This is a genomic window from Gallibacterium faecale (assembly GCF_027920745.1).
GTDB lineage: Bacteria > Pseudomonadota > Gammaproteobacteria > Enterobacterales > Pasteurellaceae > Gallibacterium > Gallibacterium faecale.
Genome location: NZ_JAQIBB010000036.1, coordinates 1 through 12,262, shown reverse-complemented (window position 1 = coordinate 12,262; position 12,262 = coordinate 1). Strand labels below are relative to the sequence as shown.

At 34.7% G+C, this 12,262-nt stretch carries 15 protein-coding genes and 1 tRNA gene; 11 read left to right on the top strand and 5 right to left on the bottom strand.

Going from position 1 to position 12,262, the window contains the following annotated elements:
* Positions 1-98 precede the first annotated feature (98 nt).
* Positions 99-671: a TorD/DmsD family molecular chaperone gene (locus PF272_RS02445; protein ID WP_271141483.1), complete on the top strand. Its 573-nt coding sequence runs from the start codon at positions 99-101 to the stop codon at positions 669-671.
* Positions 672-759: 88 nt separating this feature from the next.
* On the opposite strand, the gene PF272_RS02440 is transcribed toward PF272_RS02445, so the two are convergent.
* Positions 760-849, bottom strand: a tRNA-Ser gene (locus PF272_RS02440).
* Between the two features lie 210 nt (positions 850-1,059).
* On the opposite strand from PF272_RS02440, the gene PF272_RS02435 reads away from it, so the two are divergent.
* The 6 genes from PF272_RS02435 (at position 1,060) to PF272_RS02410 (ending at position 5,726) form a co-directional block, all read left to right on the top strand.
* Entirely contained in the window at positions 1,060-1,722 is a 663-nt protein-coding gene (locus PF272_RS02435) for a Bax inhibitor-1 family protein (protein WP_065238095.1), read from the top strand.
* Between the two features lie 146 nt (positions 1,723-1,868).
* On the top strand, positions 1,869-2,204 hold the full coding sequence (locus PF272_RS02430; protein WP_065234077.1) for a TusE/DsrC/DsvC family sulfur relay protein: 336 nt from the start codon (positions 1,869-1,871) through the stop codon (positions 2,202-2,204).
* A 78-nt stretch (positions 2,205-2,282) separates the two neighbouring features.
* Complete coding sequence (locus tag PF272_RS02425; protein WP_271141482.1) at positions 2,283-3,167, top strand: metal ABC transporter substrate-binding protein; 885 nt, start codon at positions 2,283-2,285, stop codon at positions 3,165-3,167.
* Positions 3,164-4,042 carry an ATP-binding cassette domain-containing protein gene (locus PF272_RS02420; protein ID WP_271141481.1) on the top strand — a complete coding sequence of 293 codons (879 nt, stop codon included), beginning with the start codon at positions 3,164-3,166 and terminating at the stop codon, positions 4,040-4,042. The genes PF272_RS02425 and PF272_RS02420 overlap by 4 nt, the downstream gene beginning before the upstream one ends.
* 1 nt (position 4,043) lies before the next feature.
* Positions 4,044-4,895: a metal ABC transporter permease gene (locus tag PF272_RS02415; protein WP_271141480.1), complete on the top strand. Its 852-nt coding sequence runs from the start codon at positions 4,044-4,046 to the stop codon at positions 4,893-4,895.
* Positions 4,896-4,901: 6 nt separating this feature from the next.
* Positions 4,902-5,726, top strand: coding sequence for a metal ABC transporter permease (locus tag PF272_RS02410; RefSeq protein ID WP_271141479.1), 825 nt, complete (start codon positions 4,902-4,904; stop codon positions 5,724-5,726).
* 28 nt (positions 5,727-5,754) lie between these two features.
* On the opposite strand, the gene PF272_RS02405 is transcribed toward PF272_RS02410, so the two are convergent.
* Positions 5,755-6,027, bottom strand: a complete 273-nt coding sequence (locus PF272_RS02405; protein WP_271141478.1) for an acylphosphatase — start codon at positions 6,025-6,027, stop codon at positions 5,755-5,757.
* Between the two features lie 95 nt (positions 6,028-6,122).
* Between PF272_RS02405 and PF272_RS02400 the strand changes: the two genes are divergently transcribed.
* From PF272_RS02400 to yccS, 4 genes are all read left to right on the top strand, one after another.
* On the top strand, positions 6,123-6,785 hold the full coding sequence (locus PF272_RS02400; protein ID WP_065234083.1) for a curli polymerization inhibitor CsgI-related protein: 663 nt from the start codon (positions 6,123-6,125) through the stop codon (positions 6,783-6,785).
* Between the two features lie 89 nt (positions 6,786-6,874).
* Entirely contained in the window at positions 6,875-7,333 is a 459-nt protein-coding gene (locus tag PF272_RS02395; RefSeq protein ID WP_065238090.1) for a methylglyoxal synthase, read from the top strand.
* A 1-nt stretch (position 7,334) separates the two neighbouring features.
* On the top strand, positions 7,335-7,769 hold the full coding sequence (locus PF272_RS02390; RefSeq protein ID WP_271141477.1) for a YccF domain-containing protein: 435 nt from the start codon (positions 7,335-7,337) through the stop codon (positions 7,767-7,769).
* Between the two features lie 5 nt (positions 7,770-7,774).
* On the top strand, positions 7,775-9,955 hold the full coding sequence (yccS, locus tag PF272_RS02385) for a YccS family putative transporter (protein WP_271141511.1): 2,181 nt from the start codon (positions 7,775-7,777) through the stop codon (positions 9,953-9,955).
* A 24-nt stretch (positions 9,956-9,979) separates the two neighbouring features.
* Here the strand turns inward: yccS and PF272_RS02380 are convergent, their stop codons facing one another.
* From PF272_RS02380 to PF272_RS02370, 3 genes are all read right to left on the bottom strand, one after another.
* Positions 9,980-10,420 carry a GNAT family N-acetyltransferase gene (locus tag PF272_RS02380; protein ID WP_271141476.1) on the bottom strand — a complete coding sequence of 147 codons (441 nt, stop codon included), beginning with the start codon at positions 10,418-10,420 and terminating at the stop codon, positions 9,980-9,982.
* Positions 10,421-11,026: 606 nt separating this feature from the next.
* Positions 11,027-11,368, bottom strand: a complete 342-nt coding sequence (locus PF272_RS02375) for a type II toxin-antitoxin system HicB family antitoxin (protein WP_271141475.1) — start codon at positions 11,366-11,368, stop codon at positions 11,027-11,029.
* Entirely contained in the window at positions 11,365-11,613 is a 249-nt protein-coding gene (locus PF272_RS02370; protein WP_271141474.1) for a type II toxin-antitoxin system HicA family toxin, read from the bottom strand. The genes PF272_RS02375 and PF272_RS02370 overlap by 4 nt, the downstream gene beginning before the upstream one ends.
* Between the last annotated feature and the right edge of the window lie 649 nt (positions 11,614-12,262).

Below are 12,262 nucleotides of genomic sequence, written 5' to 3'. Positions count from 1 at the left end.
TGTTTCTCCTTAAAATGATTTATTGAAAAATGAGAATTATAGTAAACTTAGCCACTTTCTTCATAATTTATTGATGATTACTAAGATAGCTAAAATATATGAGTGAACAACCTATTGAAATTAATAACTTTTCTTTAATTTGTCGTCTTTTTGGAAATCTATTTTATCGCCAACCACAAGATTCAGTATTAACTTCCGCTTTACAGTGGATCAAACAAGGTGGAGTAAGATCGGTTTGGGCTTTGGTGTTGGATCAACAAAGCGAAGTGGCAATGATGAATTTACAGTCTAATTGGACAATCGAACAATTAGCTGAAGATTATCAGCATTTACAAGAGTCTGTTGATTTTCATTTATCAGCTTATGATATTGCGGTAGCGGATTTTGTGCAATTTAGACAAGAACGAGCAATGCCTGCGTTAGAAAATCCGGATCATATCGCTTTGTTGTTATTAACTGCTTCTTGGATTGAAGATCAAACAGGGTCTTTAACTGCACAACAAGCGTTTTTCCAAACTTTTTTATTGCCTTGTATGGGGCGTTTTTTGGGGCAAGTTGAAGCCCACGCTAAAACAGGCTTTTATCGTAGCCTAGCTCAACTTTGCCGTGATTTATTAGCAGCAATGGCAGATGAGTTAGAGGAAGAAGAACAAAATCAAGTAGTAGAGTAAGAAGATAGGCTGTTAGTACAGCAAGAATGATATAAAACAAAAAAGCCATAAGTTTATGGTTTAAACTTATGGCTTCTCTTAAGCTAGATGGCGGAGGAAGTGAGATTCGAACTCACGGAGGACGTAAATCCTCGCCGGTTTTCAAGACCGGTGCCTTCAACCACTCGACCATTCCTCCGCAGAGCTGGTTGTTTTCAGCGGTGTGCAATATAGTATAGTTTGATCTTACAGTAAATAAAAAAATTGAAATTTTAATGCAATAGCTTACTTTTTAGACCTTATGCTGCTTTTTTACACTTTTTGTTTTTTTTATTGCTGTTATTATTGACATTGTCAGTATAAATTATTACCGTTATTCAGTTATTTTGTTAATTAGGAGACTTACTTTATGCAACCAAAAATCGTTGTCGATACTCGAGAAAGTTCAACTTCCATACTAAGTACGAATCGTGTATTACGTAATACCTACTTTTTATTAGCATTAACTATCGCTTTTTCTGCATTTACTGCCTATTTATCAATGGCTTTTAATCTTCCTTATCCGGGATTAATTGTGATGTTAGTTGGTTTTTATGGTTTACTTTTTTTAACCTATAAATTGGCTAACAGTGGGCTTGGTATTTTAGCAACGTTCGCATTTACTGGTTTTTTAGGTTATACCTTGGGACCAATTTTGAATATTTATGTTAGCCAAGGATTAGGTGATGTTGTCGTTACTGCATTAGCTGGTACAGCATTAGTCTTTTTTGCTTGTTCTGCTTATGTATTAACAACTAAAAAAGATATGTCTTTCATTGCTGGAATGATGTTCTCTTTATTTATTGTGTTAGTTGTGGGCGTGATTGCAAGCCTATTTTTAAATATTCCAGCATTACATTTAGCAATTAGTGCGTTATTTATTGTGTTCTCAAGTGGTGCAATTTTATTAGAAACCAGCAATATTATTCATGGTGGTGAAACAAATTATATTCGTGCGACTGTAAGTATTTACGTGTCACTTTATAATATCTTTGTAAGCTTGTTGAATATCTTATCTGCAAGCCGTGATTAATCATCAATTAATCAAGGATAAAAATGAAAAAACCGCATCAGATGATGCGGTTTTTTAATGGATTAATTATAGCGATAGATATTTTAATCAGTTCTTCTATGGAGAATTTTGTACAATATTTGAATTAGCAAAAAGGGAAAAACGATATGCAATATATTGAATTTAATGGGCAACAAATTGAAGTTGATGGACAGGGTTATTTATTAAATAGTGCGGATTGGTGTCCAGAACTTGCGTTTGTGATTGCAGAAAAAGAAAACTTAACATTAACAGATGCACACTGGGAAGTGATCTATTTTGTACGTGATTTTTATCAAGAATATAAAACTTCACCTGCAATTCGTATGTTAGTGAAAGCAATGGCACAAAAATTAGGTGAAGATAAAGGGAATAGTCGTTATTTACAGCGGTTATTTCCGGATGGACCAGCGAAACAAGCAACAAAATTAGCAGGATTGCCCAAACCTGCAAAATGTTTATAGTTGATAATTATTCTCATTTAAGTAAAATGGTAATTCAGCTAAACTTTTACATAATTAATAAATTTTGCGAGAGCTATCATGTTAAAAAAATTGATTATCTTATTTTGTCTATTCTCGATCTCGGTTTGTAGTTTAGCAAAACCTTTTAAGGTAATTACTACGTTTACGATTATTCAAGATATTGCACAAAATGTTGCTGGAGAAAGCGCAGTTGTGGAATCTATCACTAAGCCCGGTGCCGAAATTCACAATTATCAGCCAACGCCAAAGGATATTATTAAAGCTCAAGATGCAGATTTGATTTTATGGAATGGATTACATTTAGAACAATGGTTTGAACGTTTCTTTAAAACATTACCCAAAAAAATACCTAGTATTATTGTTAGTGAAGGTATTCAGCCTTTATCCATTTATGAAGGGCCATATAAGGGTATTCCTAATCCTCACGCATGGATGTCGCCGAAAAATGTGATGATTTATGTAGAAAATATCCGTCAAGCATTGGTAAAGTATGATCCTGCACATACTGAGCAATATAACCAAAATGCAGCAAAATATCGTGAAAAATTGATGGCACTTGATACTGAAATTCGTGAGAAATTGGCAAATATTCCAGAATCTCAGCGATGGTTAGTGACCAGCGAAAGAGCTTTCAGTTATCTAGTCAAAGAGTATGGTTTTTCAGAGTTATATTTATGGCCAATTAATGCGGAACAACAAGGATCACCACAGCAGATTCGCAAAGTGATTGAACAAGTCAAAGCTCATCATGTTCCAGTTGTGTTTAGTGAAAGTACCATTTCGGATAAGCCAGCAAAACAAGTCGCAAAAGAAACGGGGGCTAAATATGGTGGCGTGCTTTACGTGGATTCACTTTCTACCCAAGATGGGCCAGTACCAACCTATTTGGATTTACTTTCCACTACCGTGAATACGATCAGCAAAGGATTTAACCAAAAATGAATAAAATAGCTTCTTTACAGGTAGATAAGATTAGTGTGCGTTATAACAATGGACATACAGCTATTCGAGATATGTCGTTTCAATTAGCTGGTGGCACGATTTGCGGTTTAATCGGGGTAAATGGCAGTGGAAAGTCAACATTATTTAAAAGCATTATGGGATTAATTACCCCACAACAAGGCAAAATCACCTTATCTGATTTATCAGTAAAAGAGGCGCTGAAACAGCATCTTGTTGCGTATGTACCGCAAAGTGAAGAGGTTGATTGGCAGTTCCCGATTTCGGTTTATGATGTGGTGATGCAAGGCCGATATGCTCATATGAATTTTTTGCGAATTCCGAAAAAGGACGATAAAGATGCGGTAATGAAAGCAATGCAGCGTGTAGATATTGCTCATTTACAAGATCGACAGATTGGAGAACTATCAGGCGGACAAAAGAAACGTGTTTTTTTAGCCAGAGCATTAGCCCAACAAAGTAAAATTATTTTACTCGATGAACCGTTTACAGGGGTTGATGTGCAAACGGAACTTGCGATTATTGAGTTGCTACAGAAATTACGTGAGGAAGGTTGTTTAATTTTAGTTTCTACCCACAATTTAGGAAGTGTGCCTGATTTTTGTGATCAAGTAGTTATGATTAATCGTACTGTGATCGCCAGCGGTTCAACGCACTCTACCTTTACGCAAGAAAATCTGGAAAAGGTATTTAGTGGGGTGTTGCGTCATATCAAATTGCACGGTGAAACCTTGCACGAAGATGGTGATGAACGGGCGGTGACTGTGTTTACTGATGATGAAAAAGCTGCAGTATTCTATGGTAAAACGAAAAATGAACCACCAGCCACATTAGTGGAACACGATAAAGGACAATAATATGTGGGAACTTCTGTTTGCCCCTTTTGAATATGATTATATGTTTAAAGCAATTTGGGTAAGTGCTGCAATTGGTGGTGTTTGTGCTTTTTTATCTGCTTATTTGATGCTAAAAGGCTGGTCATTAATTGGTGATGCGCTTTCGCACTCTGTTGTCCCCGGTGTAGCGATTGCTTATGCGTTATCGTTGCCTTATGCAATCGGAGCGTTCTTTTCAGGAATGTTTGCCGCAATAGCGATTTTATGGATTAAAGCGATCACACCATTAAAAGAAGATGCGATTATTGGTTTTATTTTTACTACTTTCTTAGCGTTAGGGCTATTTGTTATCTCACTTAATCCTACGTCAGTTGATGTTGAAAGTATCATTTTAGGCAATATTCTTGGGATTGCAGATAATGATGTTTGGCAAGTAGTGATTATTTTAAGTGTCAGTTTGGTTTTGCTGTTATTGTTTTGGAAAGATTTATTATTAGTCTTTTTTGATGAAATCCAAGCTAAAGCCAGTGGATTAAATCCAACAAGATTAAAAGTGTTATTTTTCACTTTATTAAGTGCTTGTATTGTCGCTGCATTACAGACAGTAGGCGCAATTTTAGTGATTGCGATGGTCGTAACACCAGGAGCAACAGCCTATTTATTAACAGATAGATTTTCTACCTTATTGAAAATTGCGGTGGCCTTTGGTTTTTTCACCAGTGGGATAGGGGCATATCTTAGCTTTTATCTAAATGGTGCAACGGGAGGCATTATTGTGAGTTTGCAAACCTGTTTATTTTTATTGGTATTTGCATTTTCGCCAAAATATGGCTTTTTTACGCAACGTTATTATGCGGTTAGAGAGAAAAGGTAAATGGCTATGAATACATTATTAAATTGGTTTATTGAGCCACTTTCTTATCCTTTTATGCAAGTATCTTTGCTTACAGCATTAATGATTGCAGTGATTTGTGCAGTGCTATCCTGTTATTTGGTGTTAAAAGGATGGGCATTAATGGGAGATGCGATTTCCCATGCGGTATTGCCAGGTATTGTATTGGCTTTTATGTTTAATTTACCTTTGACGTTAGGTGCTTTTATTGCAGGAGTTTGTTGTGCTGGCAGCGTAGGGTTTTTAAAAAATCATATGCGTTTAAAAGAAGATACGATCATGGGAATTGTTTTTTCTGGTATGTTTGCCTTTGGTTTAGTGTTATTTAATTATGTAGAGACCACACAGCATTTAACTCATATATTATTTGGCGATATTTTAGGGATTGATCGGCAACAAATGTGGCAGATGCTTGGTTTTGGCAGTGTAATTTTGTTGATTATTTATACAAAATGGCGGGATCTGTTGTTGTACTGTTTTGATCCGATACAAGCAAAGGTGGCAGGATTAAATATTACATTATTACACTATGGTTTATTGGCTCTTCTTTCTTTAGCGATTGTATTGGCGATGCAGATTGTTGGTGTGATTCTGGTAGTAGCAATGTTGATTTCTCCAGGGATTACGGCCTATCTATTGACTAAACGTTTTTCGACAATGTTAGGCATTGCGATTGGCAGTGCATTAATTTCTAATCTATTCGGAATTGTATTAAGTTATCATTTAGATAGTGCCACAGGGGCTACAATTGTCTTAACCCAAGCGATATTATTTATTTTTGCTGTTATTTTGAGCAAATTAAAATATCGGTAAAATAAAAGATATGCCTAAGAAAATAATATTAATGAAGAATTTGAAAGTCTGAATAAATCGTATTATTTTCTACAATCAATGATTCGATATAATTAACAGTTGCTGTTTTAGGACCCTGTTGTAACCAGCGGTAGAAGGTTTCTAGTTGTTGTTCTGTGCCTTGTGCGAGTACAGCAACGCTACCGTTAGATTGATTTTTTACCCATCCAGTAATACCAATTCGTTGCGCTTCTCGCCAAGTAAAAAAACGAAAGCCAACACCTTGCACATGTCCATAAATAATAAATTGTTCTGTTTTCATAATAAATATTTCCTAAATTCTTATTTAATTTTGCTAGAAAATAGCATAGGATAAGAACCTCTTAAACTAGCTCGTAATTTTTACTAGGAGTGTACATGAAATTATCTCGTTTTGCATTGGCATGTGTGGCAGCGACCCTTTCGATGAGTACATTAGCGGCGAAAGTCACTGTAACCCCAAATATTTCCCTCCTTGCCATCGACGGTGAAAAAGCCAAATCTTCATTAACTAAATCACAAAACAGTTTTGACGCAAGTGATAACAACACTCACCAAGTTGTTGTGCGTGTTTCTGAAGTGGTAACCAATGGTTCAGATAGAACATTGTTTGAATCTAGTCCAATTATTGTGACTTTCCAAGGTAATAGCCAAGATTTAGTTATTACTGCACCACGTTTAGACAATATGCGTAATGCAAATTTATTCGCTAAGAATCCGAAAATTACGGTGAAAACGAGCGGTAATCAAGAAATTAGTACTAAACAAGATATCTTACAACAAAGCGGAATTTTCCCTGATACTCGTGTTGCAGAAGATTTAGCAGAGTATAATGCATCACAAGGTGTTGCAGCTGTACCAAGCTTTGTGTCTGTTAGTATGCCAGCAGCAATTCCAACAGCAGCAGGTGCTAAAGCAGCGAAAGCGAAAATCACTGTGCAAGGTGAGAATGTTGCAGAACAAATGTTGCAATATTGGTATCAACAAGCAGATAAAGAAACTCAAGCTCGTTTCTTAAAATGGGCTCAAGGTAGCAAATAAAATAATCCTTTAAGGTTATAATTTGAGGTACAATAAGCGGGCAAATTTGTCCGCTTTTTTTTTTATTTCTATTGCAAAAGGAGACCGCAATGAAACAAACCACTCGTCAATTACAAACACAAAAAACAATTGCTTTAGTTGCGCACGATCACTGTAAAGAAGATTTGATTTTATGGTGTAAAACACATCAACAACAGTTATCACAACATCATTTAGTCGCTACTGGAACAACAGGCCATCTTATTGCGAAAGAAACTGGATTAACGATTAATAGTTTACTTAGTGGGCCAATGGGGGGCGATCAACAAATTGGTGCATTAATTGCAGAAGGTAAAATTGATGTATTAATTTTCTTTTGGGATCCAATGAATGCAGCACCACACGATCCTGATGTGAAAGCATTAATGCGTATTGCGACCGTATGGAATATTCCAACGGCAATTACACGTTCTTCAGCGAATTTCTTAATTTCTTCCCCATTATTTACTCAAACAACAGAGATCCAAATTCCAGATTATCAAGGTTATTTAAAGGAGCGTTTGCAATAATATGTTGAATTTTATCTTAAATTTATGGAATTTCTTTTTCGGTGGTTTTGCGATCTCTTTAGGATGGCTGATCACGACTTGTTTGAGTGCCATTCTGATTGTAACGCTACCTTATACACGCAGTTGTTGGGAAATTTTCAAACTTTCTTTAGTACCATTTGGACATGATATTGTTCATGTTAGCCAAATAGAACCGCAACATTCAGTCATGAATGGCTTGGGTACTGTGTTAAACCTCGTTTGGTTTATTCTCTTTGGTTGGTGGCTAGCGATTGCCCATATTATTGTTGGTGTGATGCAATGTTTAACGATTATTGGTATTCCAACGGGAATTATGCATTTTAAATTAGTGCGGATTTCACTCTTTCCAGTAGGACAAAGAGTGGTAGAAAAAGATTATGCAAATTATCTAAATCAAAGGAAATTTTTTAAATAAAAATGATGTTCAAGCAGTTTTTAGAACGTATTAATACCACATGGCTAAATAGCAAAATTTTAGCGGTTATTCCAATTTTCCTTGCTGTCAATATTGTTTCTCTGGTTGTTTGGTATTTTGATATTTCATCAGTCAGTATGCCACTTATTCTCGGTACTATTGCTGGGGGATTGGTAGATTTAGATAATCGATTGAGTGGGCGATTAAAAAATTTATTTTATACATTGATCGCCTTTTCGATTTCCTCGTTAGTTATTCAAATTACTTTTGTTGATCATTACTTGTTTATTTTAGTAATGGCGCTATTAACATTTTTCTTCACCATGTTAGGAGCGATTGGACAACGTTATAGTACGATTGCTTTTGGTAGTCTGGTTGTCGCACTTTATACTATTTTGGCTTATAACCCAGAACAAGTTTGGTTTGTGAATCCGCTCCTTATTTTGGTGGGAACCTCGTTATATAGTTTATTGACGATGTTGGTCTATCTATTGTTTCCATTACGACCAGCACAAGAAAATTTAGCGAATGCTTATCTTGCGTTAGCAGATTATTTGCAAACAAAAGCAGAATTTTTTAATCCTGATAATCGAGCGCAAGATCTCGATCATCATCAAACTGCATTAGTGATGGCAAATAGCAAAGTGATCCAAGCGTTTAATCTATGCCGTAGTGCTTTGTTTTATCGCTCAACTGGGACCTATGTGCAAAATACAACGTTACGTATGATTAATAGCTATTTTATTGCACAAGATATCCATGAACGGATTAACTCTAATTATTTTAGTTATCCTGAGTTATTAGCCGATCTTAAATATAGCGATTTGATCTTTAGAATCCGTTATTTACTTGAGTTACAAGCTAAAACTTGTCGTGCTTTTGCGAGAACTTTGCAGCGGAATCAAGCGTTTTTTTATTATGGTAAAGTAAAACACGCGATGTTATCGCTAGAACAATCCTTCGCCCATTTTCAGCAACAAACACCGAATAGTGAGCATTTAGCTAATTTGTCGGTATTGCTAGAAAGTTTACATAAAATAGAGCAACAACTTTCACATTTAGATGCAAAAGTGAAAGAACCCGATAGCAGTGCGATTAATTGGCGTATTCATCAAGATCATATTACTGGTTTAGCGAATATTTTCCGTGTAATTAAAAATCAATGTACTTTTGAATCCCAATTATTTCGTCATGCGGTACGATTAACCATTGTAGTAACGATATGTTGTTTGATTGCGAATAATGTACCTATTGAGCGTGGTTACTGGATTTTATTAACTGCTGTGTTTGTCTGTCAGCCAAATTACACAACTACTCAAGCCCGCTTAAAACAACGGATTATTGGTACGATTTTAGGGGTATTAGTGGGATCATTAATGCCATATTTTACGACTAGTCTAGAAAGTAAATTAGGGATTGTCGTTATTGCGAGTACCTTATTCTTCTTCTTTAGGACCAATAATTACAGCTTTTCAACATTTTTCATTACTATCCAAGTGTTGATGAGCTTTAATATTATTGGGGTGGATATTGCTTCAGCTACATTACCGCGTGCAGTAGATACAATTATTGGTTGTTTTATTGCGGGATTGGCTGTTTCATATTTATGGCCAGATTGGAAATATCTACGCTTAAAATATACTTTAATTAACGCGTTAAGGAGTAATGCACGTTATTTATTAACGATTATGGTGCAACTGCAATTTGGTAATCATCATGATCTAAAATATCGGATTATTCGCCGTCAGGCACATGATAATGCAACAGCGTTAAATACCGCAGTATCGAATTTAAATTACCAAGGTTATAAGGATAAAACTCGTTTAAATAATGCGTTTGAATTATTGAAGCTAAATTATTCTTTATTAAGCTATATTGCGGCATTAGCGACATTCCGTTCACAAATGGATAGCACAAAATTAAGCACACAAATGTTAATTCATTTATATCCAATTTCACGCCGTATTATTACGATTTTGGATAATTTTGATCAGCTTTCAGCAGAGAACTTTAAACAAGCGATGCAAGATGTTGAGGAGTTATTACAACAATTACAACAACAATGTATTTTGCAACCATCATTAGCGACATTCTTGCCATTAGTGAAGCAATTAGATGCGATTGCAAAAACGTTACCAACATTATTCGTTGATTATCAAAAAGAAATTGAGTTTAAAGCTGCTTAATTGATATATCAATTTTATTTGAATTTAAGTATCGATCCGCACCATTTCACATAGGGCTTTATTGCGATAGATAATATCTTCTCGTGCTGTAAAGTCCATTTTCTCCCAGAAAGCATTTGCAGCTTGATTATGAGCAAAAACTAATAATGCAACTTTATGAATTTGGAGTTGTTGAAACGCATTTAAAACGGAATGGGTTAATGCGGTAGCAATACCCTGATGGCGATATTGAGGAGCAACCGCGGTATGATAAATATAGCCTCGACGACCATCATGACCAGCGAGAATAACACCTACAACTTTTTGTCCACTTTTAGCCACAAAACAGGTATCAGGATTTCTTTGCAGAAAGCGTTCAATCCCAATTTTTGAATCATCAAGATCATTTAGTCCCATTCCTTTACAAGAACACCATAATTGATAGATATCTTCATAATCACTGATTTGCATTGGATAGATTTTCATATAAGAACCTTTTGACAATATATTATTGATCATTAGAAATGTGCATACATTAAAAGCAATTTATCAGGAAGCTAAACTCAGTTTAAGTTTTTGATTTTTATTTTTTTTTATTTTAAGGTGTCTGGTGGATCTACATTAATTTGTTTCACAGAGAATAGTTTCCCTGGGCTAGCCATATAATCCTCAAAATAGTAGTAAGGTTTTTGAGATTGTAATATCTTACTACTATCTTTACTACCATTACGTTAACTCTGTATGGTTTTTCTGAGACTTTTTGATATGAGTAAAAAAAGAAAAACCTTGATAAATCAAGGTCTTTTATGCTTATTGAAATGGTTATCTGGTGGAGCTGGGGGAGGGAGCCTTACACATATATAGTTATAACCGTTTGATTTTTATTGTAAAAATAAATACACATGGATCAAATATGATATGCACCCCAAATGAAAAAGCCCCCGACTATTTACGATCAAGGTTTTGAAAAGTTTTTATTAACTTCTGATTTTTAACTATAAAAAAGCTCGATATTTCTATCGAGCTTTCTTCAAGGTAAAATCTCATTATAAATTAAAATATTACTTCTCCTGCGCAGAAATCAATACTTTTTTATAATTTAATGCCTGAACGTTCCACTTTTTCTTTAATTGCTTCACTTACAAAAGCATTTAAACTTAAATCTCCTGCTGCTAACACTGCATTACGATGTAATTCTTCACTAATGCGCACATTAAATACGCCTTTAAATGGTTTATCTGCTGTTCTGCCTAAATCTTTACAATCTTGTAGATATAAGTCTACTGATTTTTTAAATTCAGCTTCTAATTCTGGTAATGTTGTTGCTTCATATGTTACTACATCACGTAAATATGCTAATTTACCAAAAAGAACATGATTTTCTAAATCAGCTTCAATCGTGCCAACATAACCTTTATATTTTAAATATGTCATAACAATCTTACTCCTTTTAAACTATCTTTAACTGATTTTAATGCTCCGCCTTTAATGTAATTTTCAGGGTGTGGCTTGTGTAATAAGATTAAATGATCTAATTCTACATTATAAAAACGCACCCTAGATCCTGCCATTTCTTTTCTCTCATAACCAAGCTGGGAAAGCAAAGTAACTAAATCAGTCCATACAAATGTATTCTTTGAATTAACTAATTTTTCTAAAAGTTTTTCTGCTCTACCCATCTTTACCTCCACATTTATTAATACTAATTTTAGTTACTAAGTATAAAAAGTCAATTTTTTTGTAACTAATTTTAATACTAAGCAAGGAATAAACATTCATCTTTCATTAACATTAATTTTAATGAGGTTTCCGCTATTTTCATTTGCGTATAATATGTTCTTTCTTTAATTGAAAATAACTCTAATATCCCGTATATAACAGAAATACGATCTTTATCATATTCCGTATAGAGTGTGGTCAGCGATAAGCGTAAGTTGCCATGAATGTACGTATAAATTAGGCGTAACTTTATGCATTACAATCAAACAAGCTTCTATTTTTAATGCCAAATCCTCGCTAATGTGCAATATTTTCCGTTTACTCTCATCGGATGGCAATGGTATGCCAATTGAGATAGGGGGATATTTCGTTTCCTGGCAAGGAATTGCCCAATAGCCCCACTACTTACATTAATTAGCTGTAGAAGATCAAGTCTGATCTTCTACAGCTAATTAGTGCTTTGTTCTTTGATAAACAATATTGCAAAGAAGTGTATCAAAGCGAAGCGCTAAGACGACAATATCTGAGTGATTTTAAGGAGTAATTATGCTTGTTAATTAATGTAAGGATATAACAATACAAAAAGAACTAAATAAAAAGCAGCTAAAA